General features: G+C 71.4%; 21 protein-coding genes. 8 read left to right on the forward strand and 13 right to left on the reverse strand.

What is annotated here, in order from left to right; all coding sequences use genetic code 11:
* Positions 1–26: 26 nt before the first annotated feature.
* Positions 27–1,658 (reverse strand): solute symporter family protein, encoded by a 1,632-nt coding sequence (locus tag OHS57_RS08990; RefSeq protein ID WP_041991072.1) that lies wholly within the window; start codon positions 1,656–1,658, stop codon positions 27–29.
* Complete coding sequence (locus tag OHS57_RS08995; RefSeq protein ID WP_078863703.1) at positions 1,655–2,068, reverse strand: DUF485 domain-containing protein; 414 nt, start codon at positions 2,066–2,068, stop codon at positions 1,655–1,657. Before OHS57_RS08995 ends, OHS57_RS08990 begins: the two co-directional genes overlap by 4 nt.
* Before the next feature lie 238 nt (positions 2,069–2,306).
* Here OHS57_RS08995 and OHS57_RS09000 point away from each other — a divergent pair, with 238 nt between their 5' ends.
* Positions 2,307–3,848, forward strand: a complete 1,542-nt coding sequence (locus tag OHS57_RS09000; protein WP_328581579.1) for a S8 family peptidase — start codon at positions 2,307–2,309, stop codon at positions 3,846–3,848.
* A gap of 56 nt (positions 3,849–3,904) precedes the next feature.
* Here the strand turns inward: OHS57_RS09000 and OHS57_RS09005 are convergent, their stop codons facing one another.
* The gene (locus tag OHS57_RS09005; protein WP_041996724.1) at positions 3,905–4,627 is read right to left on the reverse strand and encodes a VIT1/CCC1 transporter family protein; all 723 of its coding nucleotides are present in this window, start codon (positions 4,625–4,627) and stop codon (positions 3,905–3,907) included.
* A gap of 64 nt (positions 4,628–4,691) precedes the next feature.
* Here OHS57_RS09005 and OHS57_RS09010 point away from each other — a divergent pair, with 64 nt between their 5' ends.
* From OHS57_RS09010 to OHS57_RS09025, 4 genes are all read left to right on the forward strand, one after another.
* Entirely contained in the window at positions 4,692–5,684 is a 993-nt protein-coding gene (locus tag OHS57_RS09010; protein ID WP_328581580.1) for a DEDDh family exonuclease, read from the forward strand.
* Positions 5,685–5,823: 139 nt separating this feature from the next.
* Entirely contained in the window at positions 5,824–6,621 is a 798-nt protein-coding gene (locus OHS57_RS09015) for an SURF1 family cytochrome oxidase biogenesis protein (RefSeq protein ID WP_328581581.1), read from the forward strand.
* Between the two features lie 43 nt (positions 6,622–6,664).
* On the forward strand, positions 6,665–8,449 hold the full coding sequence (locus OHS57_RS09020; protein ID WP_328581582.1) for a glycoside hydrolase family 15 protein: 1,785 nt from the start codon (positions 6,665–6,667) through the stop codon (positions 8,447–8,449).
* A 5-nt stretch (positions 8,450–8,454) separates the two neighbouring features.
* A complete protein-coding gene (locus OHS57_RS09025) occupies positions 8,455–9,210 on the forward strand; it encodes an SDR family oxidoreductase (RefSeq protein ID WP_041991062.1) in 756 nt (251 codons plus the stop codon).
* A 56-nt stretch (positions 9,211–9,266) separates the two neighbouring features.
* Here the strand turns inward: OHS57_RS09025 and OHS57_RS09030 are convergent, their stop codons facing one another.
* Positions 9,267–9,974 (reverse strand): SDR family NAD(P)-dependent oxidoreductase, encoded by a 708-nt coding sequence (locus OHS57_RS09030; protein WP_041991060.1) that lies wholly within the window; start codon positions 9,972–9,974, stop codon positions 9,267–9,269.
* 101 nt (positions 9,975–10,075) lie between these two features.
* Here OHS57_RS09030 and OHS57_RS09035 point away from each other — a divergent pair, with 101 nt between their 5' ends.
* Complete coding sequence (locus OHS57_RS09035; protein WP_328581583.1) at positions 10,076–10,906, forward strand: helix-turn-helix transcriptional regulator; 831 nt, start codon at positions 10,076–10,078, stop codon at positions 10,904–10,906.
* A gap of 51 nt (positions 10,907–10,957) precedes the next feature.
* On the opposite strand, the gene amaP is transcribed toward OHS57_RS09035, so the two are convergent.
* The 5 genes from amaP to OHS57_RS09060 are packed head-to-tail and all read right to left on the reverse strand — an operon-like array spanning position 10,958 to position 13,302.
* Positions 10,958–11,536 (reverse strand): alkaline shock response membrane anchor protein AmaP, encoded by a 579-nt coding sequence (gene amaP, locus OHS57_RS09040; protein WP_328581584.1) that lies wholly within the window; start codon positions 11,534–11,536, stop codon positions 10,958–10,960.
* Positions 11,537–11,540: 4 nt separating this feature from the next.
* Entirely contained in the window at positions 11,541–12,242 is a 702-nt protein-coding gene (locus tag OHS57_RS09045; protein ID WP_107070112.1) for a DUF6286 domain-containing protein, read from the reverse strand.
* Entirely contained in the window at positions 12,239–12,586 is a 348-nt protein-coding gene (locus tag OHS57_RS09050; protein ID WP_107070202.1) for an Asp23/Gls24 family envelope stress response protein, read from the reverse strand. Before OHS57_RS09050 ends, OHS57_RS09045 begins: the two co-directional genes overlap by 4 nt.
* 5 nt (positions 12,587–12,591) lie before the next feature.
* Positions 12,592–12,783 carry a hypothetical protein gene (locus OHS57_RS09055; protein WP_041991053.1) on the reverse strand — a complete coding sequence of 64 codons (192 nt, stop codon included), beginning with the start codon at positions 12,781–12,783 and terminating at the stop codon, positions 12,592–12,594.
* 42 nt (positions 12,784–12,825) lie between these two features.
* Positions 12,826–13,302 (reverse strand): Asp23/Gls24 family envelope stress response protein, encoded by a 477-nt coding sequence (locus OHS57_RS09060; protein ID WP_041996718.1) that lies wholly within the window; start codon positions 13,300–13,302, stop codon positions 12,826–12,828.
* Positions 13,303–13,395: 93 nt separating this feature from the next.
* Between OHS57_RS09060 and OHS57_RS09065 the strand changes: the two genes are divergently transcribed.
* Positions 13,396–14,109 carry a hypothetical protein gene (locus OHS57_RS09065; RefSeq protein WP_328581585.1) on the forward strand — a complete coding sequence of 238 codons (714 nt, stop codon included), beginning with the start codon at positions 13,396–13,398 and terminating at the stop codon, positions 14,107–14,109.
* Between the two features lie 44 nt (positions 14,110–14,153).
* Here OHS57_RS09065 and OHS57_RS09070 read toward each other — a convergent pair whose 3' ends face one another.
* The 3 genes from OHS57_RS09070 to OHS57_RS09080 all read right to left on the reverse strand — a co-directional run bounded on the left by OHS57_RS09070 (position 14,154) and on the right by OHS57_RS09080 (position 17,286).
* Positions 14,154–14,945 (reverse strand): enoyl-CoA hydratase/isomerase family protein, encoded by a 792-nt coding sequence (locus tag OHS57_RS09070; RefSeq protein WP_328581586.1) that lies wholly within the window; start codon positions 14,943–14,945, stop codon positions 14,154–14,156.
* A 145-nt stretch (positions 14,946–15,090) separates the two neighbouring features.
* Positions 15,091–15,312, reverse strand: coding sequence for a helix-turn-helix domain-containing protein (locus OHS57_RS09075; protein ID WP_006123601.1), 222 nt, complete (start codon positions 15,310–15,312; stop codon positions 15,091–15,093).
* Between the two features lie 375 nt (positions 15,313–15,687).
* A complete protein-coding gene (locus OHS57_RS09080; RefSeq protein WP_041991046.1) occupies positions 15,688–17,286 on the reverse strand; it encodes an ABC-F family ATP-binding cassette domain-containing protein in 1,599 nt (532 codons plus the stop codon).
* Between the two features lie 255 nt (positions 17,287–17,541).
* Here OHS57_RS09080 and OHS57_RS09085 point away from each other — a divergent pair, with 255 nt between their 5' ends.
* On the forward strand, positions 17,542–17,943 hold the full coding sequence (locus OHS57_RS09085; protein ID WP_041991045.1) for a VOC family protein: 402 nt from the start codon (positions 17,542–17,544) through the stop codon (positions 17,941–17,943).
* A 65-nt stretch (positions 17,944–18,008) separates the two neighbouring features.
* Here the strand turns inward: OHS57_RS09085 and OHS57_RS09090 are convergent, their stop codons facing one another.
* Positions 18,009–19,394 carry a hypothetical protein gene (locus OHS57_RS09090; protein WP_443042858.1) on the reverse strand — a complete coding sequence of 462 codons (1,386 nt, stop codon included), beginning with the start codon at positions 19,392–19,394 and terminating at the stop codon, positions 18,009–18,011.
* Positions 19,395–19,498: the final 104 nt, after the last annotated feature.

The raw sequence follows: 19,498 nt of genomic DNA on the forward strand, positions 1-19,498 counted from the left end.
TGGTCAGGACGGTGACCAGGAAGGGTCTACTGGGCTCCGGTCCCGGTGAGCGACTTGACCTCCAGCTCGGCGTACTTGCCGGTGTCCGGCTCCTCCTTGGAGAACAGGGTGCCGAGCCAGCCGAGCAGGAAGCCCAGCGGGATCGAGATCAGGCCCGGGTTCTCCAGCGGGAAGAAGTGGAAGTCGACGTCGGGGAACATCGACGACGGCTTGCCGGAGACGACGGGCGAGAACAGCACCAGCAGGACGGACGAGGCGAGACCGCCGTAGATCGACCACAGGGCGCCCTGGGTGGTGAAGCGCTTCCAGAACAGGCTGTAGAGGAGCGTCGGCAGGTTCGCCGAAGCGGCGACGGCGAAGGCGAGCGCGACGAGCCCCGCCACGTTCAGATCCCTGGAGAGGGCGCCGAGCGCGATGGAGACGATGCCGATGGCGACGGTCGCCCAGCGGGCGGCGCGGATCTCCTCCTTCTCGGTCGCCTTGCCCCTGCGGATGACGTTGGCGTAGATGTCGTGCGCGAACGACGACGACGAGGCGAGCGTCAGTCCCGCGACGACGGCGAGGATCGTCGCGAAGGCGACCGCGGAGATCACCGCCAGCAGGACGGCGCCGCCGGTGGAGTCACCGCCGCCGCCGATCTCCAGCGCGGCGAGCGGAGCTGCCGTGTTGCCCGCCGGGTTGGACGCGATGATGTCGCCGGGCTTGAGGATGGCGGCGGCGCCGAAGCCGAGGACGATCGTCATCAGGTAGAAGGCGCCGATGATGCCGATCGCCCAGATGACCGACTTACGCGCGGCCCTGGCCGTCGGCACGGTGTAGAAGCGGATCAGGATGTGCGGCAGTCCTGCGGTGCCGAGGACGAGCGCGATGCCCAGCGAGAGGAAGTCCAGCTTCGACGTGCCCGTCGCGCCGTACTTGAGCCCCGGCTCCAGGAACGCGGAGCCCTTGCCGCTGTTGCTCGCCGCCGTGCCGAGCAGGTCGGACAGGTTGAAGTTGAACTTCAGCAGGATCAGGAAGGTGATGAGGATCGTGCCCGCGATGAGCAGGACGGCCTTGACCATCTGCACCCAGGTGGTGCCCTTCATCCCGCCGATGGTGACGTAGAAGATCATCAGGACGCCGACCAGCGCGACGATGGCGATCTTCCCGGCGTCGCTGGTGATGCCGAGCAGCAGCGAGACGAGCACACCCGCGCCGGCCATCTGCGCCAGCAGGTAGAAGATCGAGACGACGATCGTCGATACACCGGCCGCGGTCCGCACGGGGCGCTGGCGCATCCGGTACGCGAGCACGTCACCCATCGTGTAACGGCCGGAGTTGCGCAGCGGCTCGGCGACGAGCAGCAGCGCGACCAGCCAGGCGACGAGGAAGCCGATGGAGTAGAGGAAGCCGTCGTAGCCGAAGATCGCGATGGCGCCCGCGATACCGAGGAAGGAAGCGGCCGACATGTAGTCGCCCGACACGGCGAGGCCGTTCTGGAAGCCGGAGAACTGCCGGCCGCCGGCGTAGAAGTCGGCGGCGCTCCTGGTCTGCCGTCCCGCCCAGACCGTGATGGCGAGGGTCGCGGCGACGATGACGGCGAACAGCGTGATGATCAGTGTCCGGTGGTCACTGACGTCCGCGGCCGCCGCGAGCTGCAGGTGGGTCGATGCGCTCATACGTCGGCCTCCATACGGGACTTGATGGCGTCCGCCTTCGGGTCGAGCTTCCGGGCCGCGTGCCGCGCGTAGAACCAGGCGATGAGGAAGGTGGTGAGGAACTGGGCCAGACCGAAGACCAGGGCGACGTTGATGTTGCCGAAGACCTTGGTGCCCATGAAGCCGCCCGCGTAGTTGGACAGCAGCACGTACAGCAGGTACCAGAGGATGAAGGCGACGGTCAGCGGGAAGGCGAAGGAGCGGTAGGTGCGGCGGAGTTCGCCGAACTCGGCGCTCTCCTGCACCGTGACGAACTGTGCCGTGCTGGGGCCTGTCGCCGGCGGTCCCGCCTGTTTGGGCAGGGTCGGGGTCGCCTCGGCGGGCTTGGTGTCCTGACCGCCATCGGGCGGCGGCGGTACTTCGGTGGCCACGGACTCTCCTCGTGGTGACGTCGGTGTGACGCGTTACGGACGGGCGGACGGTACGGGCGAGCGGAACTCGTCCCTCTGCCAACCGCACGGCCGTCTCGGCGCACCGGTTCAACCCGGGCCTTTTTCTTCCGGAAATGATTGAGAGTCACGGTCGATCGGGGATAACTTCGCTCGTCATGCACACCACCCGTCCCGCGCGGCATGCGCGGGAGGGTTCGACGGATGATGTGGAGACCCCATGGCTCATCTGCGTTCCGGACGGCGGCGCGTACTGGCGCTGACCGCTGGTCTGGCGCTCACCGCTTCGCTCGCCCTGCCCGCCGCTTCGGCCTCGGCGACGACGGAGGCGGGCAGGGGCACCGGTGCCGCCGCCGCGCCCGCCGCGGACGGACCGGCGCTGACCTATGTCGTCAACAGCGGGACCGGCCGTTCGACCGCCGATTCGGTGAAGAGAGCGATCGTCAGAGCCGGCGGCACGATGGTGACGTCGTACGACCGGATAGGAGTCACGGTCGTCACCTCGAAGAACCCCGCCTTCGCCACGACCGTCCGCAAGGCCAGGGGCGTCTCGTCGGCGGGTGCCACCCGTACGGCGCCGCTGCCCGCCCAGTCCACGACGGACACCGACACGCCCAAGGTGCTCTCCGCCAAGGAGGTCGCGGCGGCGACGGCGAAGAAGACGGCGGCCCAGGACCCGCTGGAGCCCCTGCAGTGGGACCTGCCCGCCATCAAGGCGGACAAGGCCCACGAGAAGACGCTCGGCAGCCGTGCCGTCACGGTCGCCGTCATCGACACGGGTGTCGACGACACCCACCCGGACATCGCGCCGAACTTCGACCGCAAGGCATCGGTCAACTGTGTGGGCGGCAAGCCCAACACGGCTGACGGCGCCTGGCGGCCGAGCGCGGCGGAGAGCCCGCACGGCACGCATGTGGCGGGCGAGATCGCCGCGGCGAAGAACGGCATCGGCGTCACCGGTGTCGCGCCGGGTGTGAAGGTGGCCGGCATCAAGGTCGCCACGACGGAGGGCTTCTTCTACACGGAGGCCGTCGTCTGCGGCTTCGTGTGGGCCGCCGAGCACGGCGTCGACGTGACGAACAACAGCTACTACACCGACCCGTGGTACTTCAACTGCACCACCGACCCGGACCAGAAGGCCCTGGTCGACGCGATCACCCGGGCCAGCAGGTACGCAGAGAGCAAGGGCACGGTCAACGTGGCCGCGGCGGGCAACGAGAGCTACGACCTCGCGTCGGACTCGATCACCGACCCGTCGAGCCCGAACGACACCACGCCGGGCAGCCGGGACATCGACCCGTCCAAGTGCTTCGACATCCCGACCCAGTTGCCGGGTGTGGTGACCGTCGCCTCCACCGGGGCCAAGGGGTTGAAGTCGTCGTTCTCCAACTACGGACGCGGCATCATCGACATCGCCGGTCCCGGCGGTGACAGCACGTCACTCCAGCCGCCGCAGGCCCCGGCCACCAGCGGGCTCATCCTCGGCCCGCTGCCCGGCGGTTCGTGGGGCTACATGGCCGGTACGTCGATGGCGTCCCCGCACGTCGCCGGTGTCGCCGCGCTGATCAAGTCGCGCCATCCGCACGCCTCCGCCGCCGTGGTGAAGGCGCTGCTGCTGGCCGAGGCCGACGCGACGGCCTGCCCGGACCCGTACGACATCGACGGTGACGGCACGGCCGACGCGGTGTGCCAGGGCGGCAAGCAGTACAACGGCTTCTACGGGGCGGGCCTCGTGGACGCGCTGGACGCGGTGCGCTGGTAACAGCACGGCGGACACCACAGGCGCGGGCCGTCCCCTCCGGGGGGCGGCCCGCGTTCTCATGCCCCCGCGGCCCCCAGCAGCGCTCCTGCGGCGTACGTGACCGCCATCGCGACCGCTCCCCCGCCCATGTTGCGCAGCACGGCGCGGCCGACCGGCGCGGCGCCGAGCCGGGCGCTCCCCCAGCCCGTCAGGGCCAGCGCAGCCAGGACCGAAAGGACCGTCACCGGCAGCCGCAGTCCGTGCGGCGGCAGCACGATGGCGAGCAGCGGGAGCAGCGCGCCCACCGTGAAGGCGAGGAAGCTCGCGCCCGCCGCGTGCCAGGGGTTGGTGAGGTCGTCGGGGTCGATGCCCAGCTCCTCACTGGCGTGCGCCCGCAGCGCGTCACGCTCCGTCAGCTGCCGGGCCGCCTCGCGCGCCACCTCACGTGACAGCCCCCGCTCGGCCAACAGCCCGGTGAGTTCTTCGAGTTCGGCCTCGGGCTGCTCGCGCAGCTCGCGCTTCTCCAGCGCCAGCGCCGCCTTCTCGGAGTCCCGCTGGGTGGAGACCGAGACGTATTCGCCGGCCGCCATCGACATCGAACCGGCCAGCAGCCCGGCGAGTCCCGCCGTCAGCAACGCGGAGCGGGAGTCGGTGGCTCCGGCCACTCCGACCACGAGCCCGGCCGTGGAGACGATGCCGTCGTTGGCGCCGAGCACCCCGGCCCGCAGCCAGTTGAGCCGGGAGCCGAGGGTCGAGTTGTGCGGCTCTCCGCCGGACTTGGCAAGATTCGTGTCAGTCACCACGGGAGGGTCTCATCCGACCGGGGGGCCGGACTGTCAGCCGCGGCCCGTATTCTCTGTGACCATGCTCGACGACCATACGACTGCAGCGACGTGGCCGACCGCCTACCCCCAGGGTTACGCGGTCGTGGACGTCGAGACCACCGGACTCGCCCGGGACGACCGGATAGTGTCGGCTGCCGTCTACCGGCTGGACGGGCGCGGCGAGGTCGAGGACCACTGGTACACGCTCGTCAACCCCGAGCGGGACCCAGGACCCGTATGGATCCACGGTCTGACGAGTGATGTGCTCGAAGGCGCCCCGCTGTTCCCCGAGATCGCGGCGGAGTTCGCGGAGCGGCTCGAAGGACGGGTGCTCGTCGCGCACAACGCGATCTTCGACTGGTCGATGATCGCGCGGGAGTACGCGCGGGCGGGGCGTACGGCGCCGACCCGGCAGCGGCTGTGCACCATCGCGCTCTCCAAGGAGCTGGCGCTGCCGCTGCCCAACCACAAACTGGAGTCGCTGGCCGCGCACTTCGGGGTCGTCCAGCAGCGCGCGCACCACGCGCTGGACGACGCCCGGGTGCTCGCCGAGGCGTTCCGGCCGAGCCTGCTCACCGCGGCCAGGACGGGCGTACGGCTGCCGCTGCTGGAGTGTCTGCCGCTCACCGAGTGGTCGGACGCCCCGGCCCGGCCCCGGGTCGGCTATCAGCCGTCGTACCGTCAGCAGACGAGCTGGCGCCCCTCCCGCAAACGCCCCACGTGCCCGTACCCGAACCCGGGCAGGTACGAGCCGGGCGGTCCCCTGACGCAGGGCATGCGTGTGGCGTTCTCGGGCGACACGTCCGTCGACCGGGAGCTGCTGGAGGACCGCGCGGTCGAAGCGGGCCTGCATGTCGCGACGAGCGTGTCCCGGCTGACGAGCCTGCTGGTCACCAACGACCCGAGGTCGACGACGTCGAAGAACGTCAAGGCGGCGGCGTACGGGACGCCGGTGATCGACGAGGCGGCGTTCACGCAGCTGCTGCGGGACGTGGCCCCGGCGAGCGGAAAGTCCCCGTCCGACAGGGCCTGACGCACGGGAGCGCGGGCGCGTCCGGGGGTGGTGACCCGGGTCCGGCCGGAGCCGCGCGGGCGGCCGGCCCCGACCCGGCCGGGCGCGTCGGCGGCACCCCGCGTTCGGGGGGCGTTCGGCGGCGGGTACCGTCGAAGGCGTGTACCGCTTCCTGTTGTCCCGGCAGTGGGTGACCCTCACCCTTCTCGCCCTCGTGCTCATCCCCGTGATGATCAAGCTGGGTTTCTGGCAGCTTCACCGGCACGAGAGCAAGGTCGCGCAGAACACCCTGATAGCGGACAACCTCCAGGCGAAGCCCCTCCCCGTCCAGGACCTCACGTCCCCCGGCCACACCGTGCCCGAGGCCGACTACTGGCGCCGGGTCACCGCCACCGGCACGTACGACCCCGCGCACGAGGTCGTCGTGCGGCGCAGGACGTCCAACGACGGCGAGGTCGGCTACCACGTGCTGATCCCGCTCGTCCTGCGCGACGGCCGGGCGGTCATCGTCAACCGCGGCTGGATCCCGTCCAACGGCGACCAGCGGGCCTTCCCCAAGATCCCGGCCACCCCGAAGGGTGTGGTCACCGTCACGGGGCTGCTCCAGGGTGACGAGACGACGGCGGCCAGCGGCATCAAGGACGTCAGCGGTCTGCCGCCGCGCCAGGTCATGCTGATCAACAGCAAGCAGCAGGAGCGGCTCACCGGGCTCCGGGTGCTCGGCGGCTACATCGCGCAGACCGCCCCCGTACCGCACGGCGGCAGCCCCGAGCAGATCCACGACCCCGACCACAGCTCGATCGGGCCGCACATGGCGTACGCGGTGCAGTGGTGGCTGTTCGTCGCGGGTGTGCCGGTCGGCTGGGTGGTGCTCGTACGGCGCGAGAAGCGCGACCGGCAGGCAGCCGCCGCCGAAAGCGCCCCCGAACAGGCGCCCACCACCCCGGCCGCTGTGTAACGTCCCTGCTTAACCCGCCTGTCGGGCGGGAAGAGGCCCAGGCGTGACCCAACGCATCGAGGACTACGCACTCATCGGCGATCTGCAGACCGCGGCCCTCGTCGGCAGGAACGGCTCCATCGACTGGCTGTGCCTGCCGCGCTTCGACTCGGCGGCCTGCTTCGCCGCCCTCCTCGGCGACGAGGAGAACGGCCACTGGCGGCTGGCGCCGACCGGCGCCGGCGACTGCACGAGCCGCAGCTACGTCGGCGAGTCGCTGATCCTCGAATCCGTCTGGGAGACCCGTACCGGCACCGTCCGGGTCACCGACTTCATGCCCCAGCGCGACGTGGCCCCGGACATCGTGCGGATCGTCGAGTGCGTCAGCGGCTCCGTCGAGATGTCGTCCACGCTGCGGCTGCGCTTCGACTACGGCTCGATCGTGCCGTGGATGCGCCGCTCGGACGGCCACCGGGTCGCGGTCGCCGGACCGGACGCCGTCTGGCTGCGCAGCGAGCCCGAGGTCAAGACCTGGGGCCAGCACTACAGCACCTGTTCGTCCTTCACGGTCGGCGCGGGCGAGAAGGTGTCGTTCATCATGACCTGGCACCCGTCGCACCGCGAACGCCCGCCGCTCATAGACCCCTTCGAGCAGCTGGCGGACAGCCTGGAGGACTGGGAGAAGTGGGCCACGCACTGCCGGTACGAGGGCCCGCACCGGGCGGCCGTGATGCGCTCGCTGATCACGCTCAAGGCGCTGATCTACGCGCCGACCGGCGGCATCGTGGCCGCCCCCACGACCTCGCTGCCCGAGGAGATGGGCGGGGTCCGCAACTGGGACTACCGCTACTGCTGGCTGCGCGACTCGACGCTCGTACTGGGGGCGCTGCTGGCGGCCGGCTACCAGGAGGAGGCGGTGGCCTGGCGCGACTGGCTGCTGCGCGCCGTCGCCGGCGACCCGGCGGATCTGCAGATCATGTACGGGCTCGGCGGTGAACGCAGGCTGCCGGAGATGGAGCTGCCCTGGCTGAGCGGATTCGCCGGCTCCGCGCCCGTACGCATCGGCAACGAGGCGGTCAACCAGCTCCAGCTCGACGTGTACGGGGAGGTCATGGACTCCCTCCATGTGGCACGGGCGGCGGGCATCCCCACCGAGCGGCACATCTGGGCACTCCAGTTGAGCCTGCTGGGCTTCCTCGAATCCAAGTGGCGCGAGCCGGACGAGGGGCTGTGGGAGGTGCGGGGGCCGCGCCGGCACTTCGTGCACTCCAAGGTCATGGCGTGGGTGGCGGCGGACCGGGCCGTACGGACGCTGGAGTCGGACCCCTCGCTGGAGGGGGACGTGAAGCGCTGGCGCGCCATGCGGGACGAAGTGCACCGGGAGGTGTGCGAGAAGGGGTTCGACCCGGTACGCAACACCTTCACGCAGTCGTACGGCTCGGCGGAGCTGGACGCGGCGACGCTGCTCATCCCCCGCGTCGGGTTCCTGCCGCCCGACGACCCCCGGGTGGTGGGGACGGTCGACGCGGTACGGGCGGAGCTGGGCCGCGAGGGTCTGGTCCGCCGCTACACGACGACGGGCCCGCAGACCGACGGGCTGCCGGGCTCCGAAGGCACCTTCCTGGTCTGCTCGTTCTGGCTGGCCGACGCGCTGCACATGACGGGGCGCACGGCGGAGGCGAAGGAACTCTTCGAGCGGCTGCTGGCGCTGCGCAACGACGTGGGGCTGCTGTCCGAGGAGTACGACCCGGCGGCGGGCCGGCAGCTCGGCAACTTCCCGCAGGCGTTCAGCCATATCGGCCTGGTGGTGACCGCCCTGGCTCTCGCCGAAGACGGCACGGCAGGATAGGCGGCATGGATCTGGGACTGCGGGACCGTGTGTATGTCGTGACGGGTGGTTCGCGGGGGCTGGGGCACGCCACGGCGCGTGCGCTGGTCGCCGACGGGGCGAAGGTGGTCGTCTCGGCGCGGGACGGCAAGCGGGTCGCCGAGGCGGCTGCGGAACTCGGCGCGGGTGCGCTGGGCGTCGCAGCCGACAACGCCGATCCGGCGGCGGCCCGGCGGCTGATCGATGTCGCCCGCGAGCGGTTCGGCCGATTCGACGGCGTATTGATCAGCGTCGGCGGCCCGCCGCCCGGTTCCGCGGCCGGCACCACGGAGGAGCAGTGGCGGACGGCGTTCGAGACGGTCTTCCTCGGCGCGGTACGGCTGGCCCGCACGGCGGCCGGGGAGCTGGGCGAGGGCGGTGTCGTCGGGCTGGTGCTGTCGGGCTCCGTGCACGAGCCGATCCCCGGTCTGACGATCTCCAACGGACTGCGCCCGGGGCTCGCGGGGTTCGCGAAGTCCCTGGCGGACGAGGTCGGTCCGCGCGGTGTCCGGGTGGTCGGGCTGCTGCCGTCCCGTATCGACACGGACCGGGTGCGCGAACTCGACGCGCTGGGCGGTGACCCGGCGGCGGCGAAGGCCGCGCAGGAGGCGCGTATCCCGCTGCGCAGGTACGGCACCGCCGACGAGTTCGGCAGGACGGCCGCGTTCCTGCTGTCACCGGCGGCGTCGTATCTGACGGGTCTGATGGTGCCGGTGGACGGCGGCGCGAGGCACGGCTACTGAGGCCGCTTCCGGCTGATCCTCGCCGGCCCTTGCTGATCCCTGCTACCAGCTACCAGCTACCAGCTGATGCTGCCCTTGGCGTCGAAGTAGCCGCCGGTGGGCCCGTCGGGGGCCGTCTGCGCCATGCGCACGATGACCTCGGCGCCCTGTGCGACGGTCTGGACGCCGGTGTTCCCGTTCAGGTCGGTCTTGGTGAAGCCGGGGTCCACCGCGTTGATCCGGATGTGCGGGAACGCCTTCGCGTACTGCACGGTGATCATGTTGACGGCGGTCTTGGACGCCGGGTAGGCGACGCCCGGGTAGGCGTAGGTGAAACCGCTGGGGTCGGTGACCTGGGTCATCGAGCCGAGGCCGCTGCTGACATTGACGACGACGGGCGCGGCGGAACGCTCCAGCAGCGGCAGAAAGGCGTGCAGGGCGCGGACCGTGCCGAAGACGTTCGTCTCGAACGTCGTGCGCATGAGGTCGGCGGTCACGTCGGCGGGGCCGATCACGACGTTGTTCTCGCCCCGCTCCTCGACGCCGGCGTTGTTGACCAGTACGTCAAGGCCTCCGTCCGCCTCGACGGTCTTCACGGCCGCGGCGACGGACGCGTCGTCGGTGATGTCGAGCTGGACCGCACGCGCGCCCAGCCGCTCGGCGGCCTGCCGGCCGCGCTCGGCGTCCCGGCTCCCGACGTAGACGGTGTGGCCTGCGGCGACGAGCTGGCGGGCGGCCTCGAAGCCGATTCCCTTGTTCGCTCCTGTGATCAGTATTGATGTCATAGCTCCACCATGCGCCGCGCCCGGGAGGTCAGCCAGCAGTCCGGTCTTCCTGGGACTGCTGGTACCAGGACGATCCGACTCCGGCGGTGCACAGTGGTCTCATGGCCACCACTGAATTCGGTCGCACGGTACGGCGCTGGCGGGACCGGGTCCCGCCCGAGGCGGCGGGGCTGTCCGCCGGGGAGCACCGGCGCGCTCCCGGGCTGCGCCGCGAGGAGCTGGCGCTGCTGGCCGGGATCTCCGTCGACTACGTCACCCGCCTCGAACAGGGCCGGGCGGCCAACCCGTCGGAACAGGTCGTCGAGGCCCTGGGCAGGGCCCTGCGCGTGTCGGGTCCGGAGCGCGAGCACCTGTTCCACGCCGCCGGACTCGTACCGCCGGGGCAGGGCACGGTACCGGCGTACCTCACACCGAGCGTCCAGCGTCTGCTGGACCGGCTGGCCGGGACGCCCGTCGCGGTCTTCGACGCCAGCTGGACACAGCTGCTGGCCAATCCGCTGTACACGGCGCTGATGGGCGAGCGGCGCGGCGACGAACGCAACGGCGTGTGGCGCAACTTCCTCGGCTCGGGCAGCCGCGTACGCCACACCCCCGAGTCGCTGCGCGCACTGGAGACGGCGCAGGTCGCGGAGTTGCGCGCGGCGCAGAGCCACTACCCGGCGGACCGGCGGCTGCGCCGGCTGATCGCCGAACTGCGCGCGAACAGCGCCCGGTTCGCGGAGCTGTGGGACGCCGGCGCGGTGGGCCACATCGAGGCGTCACGCAAGACCGTCGACCATCCGCGGGTGGGCCCGCTGACCCTGGACTGCGACGTGCTGAGCGTCGCGGGCAGCGACGTCCGGATCATGATCTACACGGCCGAGCCCGGCACGGCGGACGCCGAACGCCTGGCGCTGCTGGGCGTCCTGGGCACGCAGAGCCTGGTCGGCTAGCCCGCCCCAGGCCCCACGTCGGCCACGTCGGCCGGACGGCGACTCGTCGCGTTACGTCACGCGGTCCGCGTGGTGTTTCGCCGCTTTGAGCCGGACCTCCGTGGGGAGTTTGTCCAGGCCCGCCGAGTCGCGGGCGTTGGCCACCGCCTCCGTCGTCAGGCGGCGGAGCGCTTCGCCCGGGGAGGCGTGGGGTTGCAGCTGGAGTCGTACCCGCGCGGCGGGGGTTCGGCGGCGGCCCGTCAGCAGGACCCGGGCGCGGGCCACGCCGTCCAGCGACTGGGACTCGTTCTCCAGGACGTTCTCCAGCGCCCGGCCACGCAGCACCGCGCCCTCGCCGTCCCCGCTGTCGACCAGCAGCTCGCCCAGCCTGGCGCGACGCGGCTGCGTCAGCAGCCACCACAGCGCGAGCAGCAGCACGACCGCCAGCACCGCGATGACGACCGGCCACCACCAGCCCTGGTCGCGCCAGCGGTAGCGGTCCGCGTGGCTCAGCAGGACGTCGTGCTTGCCGGAGTAGGGCCACCAGGACGGTACGGACCAGTCCGCGCCCCGCGCGACGACGATGCCGCCTCCGCAGAGCAGCACCAGGCCGACGAGGCCCAGCAGTACACGGTTGACCAGCCGGAGCATCCGGTCACCCCTTCTTCTTGGGCCTGCGGACATGGAGCTTGAGTCCCGGCTGCTTCGCCAGGCCGAGTTCGTCGACGCCCGCGCCGAGCGCGTCGTCCAGGTCGGCCCGTACGTCGTCGAGTTCACGGAAGTGCGACTGGGCGCGGGCCTTGACCTTGTGGCGCTTCATCTTGACCCGTACCGACTGGACACCGGAGACCTCCATCGCCCGGTCGCGCAGCACCAGCGCCGCCGCGTCCCGGTCGATGCCGGCCCGCACCTGGGTGGAGCCGCGCCGCATGGGCAGCAGCGACCGCAGGCCCGCGGTGAGGGCGAGTACGAGCAGCCACAGGCCGAGCGCCATCGCGATACCGGCGCCGACCAGTGCCCAGGTGTCGTCCAGGTGCTCCTGGGCGAGCTTCTTGGCGAGTTCGCGCCGCCAGTACATCGCGGGACGGCCCGCCCGTACGGCGACGACGTCGTACAGCAGCAGCCCGGAAGCGCCGAGCAGGATCGCCGCCACGATGGCCGCGGGCACCCGGCGCGCCGACCAGAAGCGGCCCGCCTTCGCGTTGGTCGCGGCGGTCGCGCCTTCGTCCAGGCCGTCGGGTCCGCCCGGCCCGCCCTGGCCGCCGGCGCCTTCCGGTCCGTCCGGTCCGTCCGGCCGCGACGGGTCGTACCGCGTGGCGGACGCCGACCGGCCCTCTTCGGCCGCTCGCTCGCTCATCGGATCCTCCCGTTCTCCACGCCACGGGAGTGCACGGAGTGCAGCCGCTCCACCCGTACCGCCACCTCGGGCACCTCCATCCCCGCCAACGTGTGCACGCGCTCGGCGACCTGGTGCCGTACGGCGCCGCACTGCGCGCCGATGTCGCAGGGGTAGTCCAGCTCGACGCCGATCCGCACCCGGGCGGTGTCGTGCTTGACCGACACCGTGGCGTGCGGCGGCTCCGCGTCGTCCGGCACGCCGTCGAGCGCCTCGCGCGCCGCCTGCGCGGCGATCTTCGCGACCACCCGGTCGGCGATGGCGGTCGCTCCGCGCTCGGCAGGTGCCACCCGGTCAACGGCCACGCGCGTCACCGCCGCCGGTCGTCGCGGTCGCGACTGCGGAAGAAGTCGCCCGGTTCCAGATCGCCGTCGGCGAACCGGCCTGCCACATATCCGATCGCCCCCAGAGCGGCCACCAGCACAAAGGCACCGAACCCGCCGAAGTACCCGGCGAACGCGAGAGCCATTCCGGCCAACAGGCCGACCATCGCCATACTCATCCTGATCTCCTGTCGTCCGCGCTCAGCCACGCCGCCCGCCCGTTACTGGAGCCGTGACTCCTGGTCGTCGTCGTCCTCCTCGTCGGGCAGCTTCACGTCGCTGACCGAGATGTTGACCTCGACGACCTCAAGCCCGGTCATCCGCTCGACGGCGGAGATCACGTTCTCGCGCACCTCGCGGGCCACGTCGGCGATCGCCACGCCGTAGTCCACGACGATCTCCAGGTCGAGGGCCGTCTGCACCTCGCCGACCTCGGCCTTCACCCCGCGGCTCACGGACTTGCCGCCGCCGGGCACCCGGTCGCGCACGGCGCCGAAGGTGCGGGACATACCGCTGCCCATGGCGTGCACGCCGAACACGTCACGTGCGGCGAGCCCGGCGATCTTCTCCACCACGCCGTCGGCGATGGTGGTACGGCCGCGCGTCCCCGCGGGGCCGCCGCCGCGCTTCGTCAGGGACTGTGCCCTGTCGGACGGCTCAGAAGAATCCGACTGGTTACGCGCTGTGGTCTCTGACATCGCCATTCGTCCCTTTCCTGACGGTTCGGACTTCATCGCTCACATTAGGTGTGCTTACGGCGTCCCGCGCCACCGATACGGCAGGCTGGAGCAATGACGACTGCGCAGAGCACCGACGGGCACAGCTCCGACGGATGGACGGCGGCGGTACGGGAGCGGCTGGGCCTGGGCAGGCTGCTGCCGCTGGGCGCCGCCGCCGACGGGGCATGGCTGGCCGAGCAGGCGGCGACGGCCGAGCTGCGGCTGGCCGCTGCGGCCGTACCCGGCGTGGTGCCGGGCCGGCTGCGGGTATCCCTGCACGACCCGGCAGGCGCGGGAACACCGGCGGTACCGGCCCCGCCGAGCGCGCTGCCGCCGGGGCCGCTACTGATCGAGGGGGAGTTCGGCGCGCTGGTGGGCGAGCCGCTGCCGGCCGTGGCGACCCGGCTGCGCGCGGCGCTGCTCGCCTGCGCGACGGAGCGGCTCGGGCTGCTGGTGGACGAGGTGGATCTGCGGGTCACGGGTCTGCTGGACGGCCCTGACGATTCGACGGCGCCCGCTGGGCCGGTCGGGGTACCCGCGGTCGATCCGCAGAGCGCGGCGGCGTTCGCGGTGACGGAGGTGCCCGGGGTCGCGCATCTGACCGGAACGCTGGGCGAGGCGGTGGAGGTCGCCGCCGACCACGTACGGGTGGAGCTGGCGACGGCGGCGGGGCACCGCCCGCCGGACGTGGCACGGGCGGTACGCGCCGCGGTCACGGCAGCCGTACCGGGCGCCCTTCCGGTGGCCGTGGTGATCACGGCGGTGGAGCGCCCCGGAAGGGAGTGACCGGGAAGGGAAGCGAGGGCGCGCCCTGGGCCGTGCCCGGCCGGCTAGTCGCCGAGGCCCGCCAGGTCGCGCAGGCGGCGGGCCTGGGCCGCGCGTTCCGCCGCGCGCTGTTCGTCGTACGTACGGCTCGAAGCGCCCCGCAGGAGCGCCTTCGTCTCGATGACCGCTTGACGCGGCGCCGCGACCAGCGCGGCCGCCAAGTCCCGTACGGCGGCGTCGAGTTCGGCCTCGGGCACCACCAGGTTGGCGAGGCCGACGCGCTCGGCCTCCGCTGCCTGCACGTAGCGGCCCGTCACGCAGATCTCCAGTGCGCGGGCATAGCCGACGAGCCCGACCAGCGGATGGGTGCCGGCCAGGTCGGGAACGATGCCGAGGCTTGTCTCGCGCATCGAGAACTGCACCTCCTCGGCGACGATCCGCAGGTCACAGGCGAGCGCGAGCTGGAATCCGGCGCCGATCGCATGGCCCTGGACCGCGGCGACCGACACGATGTCGCTCTGCCGCAGCCAGGTGAATCCGGCCTGGTAGCCGGCGATGGCCGCGTCAAGGTCCGCGTCGGAACCTTGCGCGAGGTCGTGGAAGGACGGCTCGCCGTCGAAGCCCTCAGGGGTGAACGCCTGCCGGTCGAGGCCGGCGGAGAAGGATTTGCCCTCGCCCCGCACCACGACGACCCGCACACTGCCCGGCAGTGCCGTTCCGGCCTCGGTCAACGCCCGCCACAGAGCGGGAGACTGGGCGTTGCGTTTGGCCGGATTGGTCAGCGTTACCGTGGCAACGGCGTCATCGACAGTGAGCCGTACGCCGTCCTTGTCGAGTAGGGGATCGAGTGAAGTCATGGGACGCCTCCGGTTCGGGCAGACGGCGCGCAGTCAGCGCAGCACGCATGGAGCTAAGTGACTGCACAGTAACCACCCGGGTGATCGCTTGACCGACCGGGTGGCCACCGTCCGAACCGGTGGCCGGAGAAGCGACGCTCGGTCGTCAGGCCGAAGCGGCCTTCTTGCCTCGCGTGGCTCCGCCGCGTCCCCGCAGCGTGACTCCGGACTCGCTGAGCATCCGGTGGACGAATCCGTAGGAGCGGCCGGTTTCCTCGGCCAGCGCCCGGATGCTCGCACCGGAGTCGTATTTCTTCTTCAGGTCTGCCGCGAGCTTGTCGCGCGCGGCGCCGGTTACCCGGCTGCCCTTCTTCAGAGTCTCGGCCACCCGTGCCTCCTCATGGGAAGTGCGCTCTGGACTTCTCATGATCACCCCTCCGGGGCGTCCTGGCCACCCATTCGGCAAGGTCCGTACGACGAGCTTTGGCTCACTTCAAGGCTCCAGCACGAACGGAATCCACTATTCCAGACGTCGCACCAACGGATCTTGCTCGAATTTTCCGGAAAAATGCCAGGTCAGCGGCGCGTGTCAGAGAAAACGCCAGAACAAGGACGATCAAGGCCTGATCGACGCGTTGCCACGCCGGAAGAGTAGACGCCCTCACTCAGATGATGGATCACCGCTCAGCCGAATGATCCATACGAATGATCGACAAGGAGTCGATCAGCCTGGATCAGCGGGATGGACGGGCATCGCCGTGGCTCAGGCGAGCGCGACAAGATCCGCGTAGTCGGCGCCCCACAGGTCCTCGACCCCGTCGGGCAGCAGGATGATCCGCTCCGGCTCCAGCGCGTGGACCGCGCCCTCGTCGTGCGTGACGAGGATGACGGCGCCCTTGTAGGTGCGCAGCGCGCCGAGGATCTCCTCGCGGCTGGCGGGGTCGAGGTTGTTCGTCGGCTCGTCGAGGAGCAGCACGTTGGCGGCGGACACCACGAGGGTGGCCAGGGCGAGCCGGGTCTTCTCACCGCCGGAGAGCACTCCGGCCGGCTTGTCGACGTCGTCGCCGGAGAAGAGGAAGGAGCCGAGGGTCTTGCGGACCTCGACCAGATCGAGGTCGGGGGCCGACGAGCGCATGTTCTCCAGGACCGTGCGCTCGGGGTCGAGGGTCTCGTGCTCCTGGGCGTAGTAGCCGAGCTTGAGACCGTGCCCCGGGGTCACCTGTCCGGTGTCCGGCTTCTCGACGCCCGCGAGCAGCCGCAGCAGCGTGGTCTTGCCCGCGCCGTTGAGGCCGAGGATGACCACGCGTGAGCCCTTGTCGACGGCCAGGTCGACATCGGTGAAGATCTCCAGTGAGCCGTACGACTTCGACAGGGACTCGGCCGTCAGCGGTGTCTTGCCGCAGGGGGCGGGCTCGGGGAAGCGCAGCTTGGCGACCTTGTCGGACATCCGCACCTGCTCAAGGCCGGACAGCAGCCGCTCGGCCCTGCGGGCCATGTTCTGCGCGGCCACGGTCTTGGTGGCCTTGGCCCGCATCTTGTCGGCCTGCGAGTTCAGCGTGGCGGCCTTCTTCTCCGCGTTGGCGCGCTCGCGCTTGCGGCGCTTCTCGTCCGACTCGCGCTGCTGCTGGTAGAGCTTCCAGCCCATGTTGTAGACGTCGATGTGGGAGCGGTTGGCGTCCAGGTAGAAGACCTTGTTGACGACCGTCTCGACCAATTCGACGTCGTGGGAGATCACGATGAAGCCGCCGCGGTAGGTCTTGAGGTAGTCGCGCAGCCAGGCGATGGAGTCGGCGTCGAGGTGGTTCGTCGGCTCGTCGAGGAGCAGGGTGTCGGCGTCGGAGAAGAGGATGCGGGCCAGCTCGATCCGGCGCCGCTGACCGCCCGAGAGGGTGTGCAGCGGCTGGCCGAGCACCCGGTCGGGCAGGCCGAGCGCGGCGGCGATGGTGGCGGCCTCCGCCTCGGCCGCGTAGCCGCCCTTGGTCAGGAACTCGGTCTCCAGGCGCTCGTACTTGCGCATCGCCTTCTCGCGGGTGGCGCCCTTGCCGTTCGCCATCCGCTCCTCGTTCTCGCGCATCTTCTTCAGCACGGAGTCGAGGTCGCGGGCCGACAGGACGCGGTCGCGGGCGAGGACGTCGAGATCACCGGTGCGGGGGTCCTGCGGCAGATAGCCGACCTCACCCGAGCGGGTGATGGTGCCGGCGGCGGGGATGCCCTCACCCGCGAGGCACTTGGTGAGCGTGGTCTTGCCGGCTCCGTTACGGCCGACGAGACCGATGCGGTCGCCCTTGGCGATGCGGAACGAGGCGGACTCGATGAGGACGCGGGCGCCGGCGCGCAGTTCGACACCGGTTGCGGTGATCACGGAAAGACTCCAGGGCGGTATTGGACGGCGGAAGGACAGGCGGAGGAAGTACTTCGACGCCGGCTAATGCACAAGGAGGAGAAATGCCATGACGCCCAGTCTAACCGCCCGGCGCGACTGCCTTCCCGCCACGTCGCGCCGCCCCTCCCCCGGCTGACCAGGCGACGGGGGGCGGATTGTCGGTGGTCGGTGCGAGACTGAGATCCAGGTCACATTCGAGCTTGCGCTATCGAGTCTGCGAAGGGGCTGGTCCACATGGCCGGGGTTCCGAGCATTTACCCGACGATTCTGTACGCGGACCCGAAGGCCGCCATCAGGACCCTGAAAGAGGGCTTCGGATTCACCGAAGTCGCGGTGTACGAGGCCGAGGACGGCACGGTGGCCCACGCGGAGCTGTCGTGCGGGAACGGGATGGTGATGCTGGGGGCGAAGGGCCGGGAGGGCGTCTTCGCCAAGGCGATGGGGGACGGCGGCCCGGTCGGCGTCTATGTCGTAATCGAGGACGTGGACGCGCATCACGCGCGGGCGGTCGAGCAGGGCGTGGAGATCCTGATGGCCCCCACGGACCAGGACTACGGCTCCCGTGACTACATCGCGCGGGACGCCGAAGGCAATGTCTGGAGCTTCGGTACGTACGCGCCGGGAGCCGAGGTCTGAGGGGGCCGGAGTGCGGGCCCAGGTGGGGGCGGGAGGACCGGGGGCCGGGGGCCGGGGGCCGGTGCTCAGGCGCCTCCGTTGTGGACCTGGAAGGCCGCCCTGCGGACCGCCTTGGCCAGGGCCGGGTCCGGGTGCGCCGCCGCCAGGGCGACCAGCACCTGGACCGTACGGGGATGGCCGACGGCGCGTACCTCTTCGAGGAGCGCGGGGACGTTGCCCTGCACCGCCGAGTCCAGGTGGCGCACCAGAAGCGCGCTCTCGCCGTGGTCGGCCACGGCCGCCGCGGTGTCCACCCACAGCCAGGTCGACTCCTCGCGGGTGAGGACCTCGGAGGCGTCGTCGGGGTCGGCGCCCTCGTACTCGGCGAGCCAGAGGAGCGCGTAGGGGCGCAGTGAGGTGTCGGCGGCCGCTGCCCGTACGCCGGGTTCGGCGGGGGCGCCGACGACGCGCAGCGCCTCGAAGGCCAGACCGCGCAGCAGTGCGTCCTCGCCCCGTGCGACGGTGAGGAGTTCGCTGATGGCGCTGCTCGCCGTGCGGGCGGCGAGCCAGGCGCGGTACTCGGCGCGGGCGGGGCCGGGGGTGAGGCCGGCGCAGCCGCGGAGCATCTCCTGCGCGGACTGCTCGATGTTGCCGGCCGGGCTCTGGGCGGCGACGCAGATCTGCTCCAGCTTGACCCACACCGCCCAGTTGCCGAGCGGGGTGAGGGTCGCCTGGCCCTCGCCGAGGGTGAGCGCGCCGACCGACGCCAGGCCTTCCAGGGCCCAGTGCAGCAGCGGCGAGAGGGGGACGGTGACGGCGGTCGCCTCCGCGGCGTCGGCGCCGGGTCCGTACGGCACCTCGCAGCGCTCCTCGTGGAGTTCGGCGACGCGCTTGCGCAACAGGTCGAGCAGGGCGGGGGCCGTCACGGGCCCGGCCGAGAGCTGGAGGAGGGAAAGCACCTGCGGCAGGGCTTCGACGACCTCGGCGACGGTCGCGGGTTCGACGTCGGCGGGGGCGAGATGGACCAGCGACCAGGCGTCGAAGAGCGCGACCCAGCCGCGCAGTACGGCGCTGTCGTCGCGGTCCCAGGCGTGCAGCCGCCAGCCGGGGCGCACCGCGCCGTCGTGCAGCTCGACGAGTCCGGCCAGCCTGGCCCGGTCCCACGCGGCGCGCACCTGAGCGGGTGACAACTCCAGCGCGGCAGCGGCCCGTTCCTGGGCCTGCTCGCCGAGCCTGCCCGCTCCCGGGTCCCGGTCGACGGCCGCCCATCGGGCGATCCGTACGGCGTCGGCGAGCACCGCCCTCGCCTGGCGGGCCAGCTCCGCCTGGGGCGGAGTGCCCTCGGGCGGGCGGGGGGCCGGCCGGTTCCGCCCGTCGGTCACGGCCCGTCGCGCCGAGGCCACCGGCCGCGAACGGACGATTCGGAGTCTGGAGTTGCGCGCCAATTGCTCATCAGGCTTTCGGGACGTCACGGGGGCAGTCTTCCCGGTGACTGCCCGAAAGCCCAAACGGAACCTGCCGGATCGGTCCGGCGACGGCGTGGCGGGGTGCGCGGGCCGGGCCCGGAACCGCCGTG

It is taken from the genome of Streptomyces sp. NBC_00370 (assembly GCF_036084755.1).
Classification (GTDB): domain Bacteria; phylum Actinomycetota; class Actinomycetes; order Streptomycetales; family Streptomycetaceae; genus Streptomyces.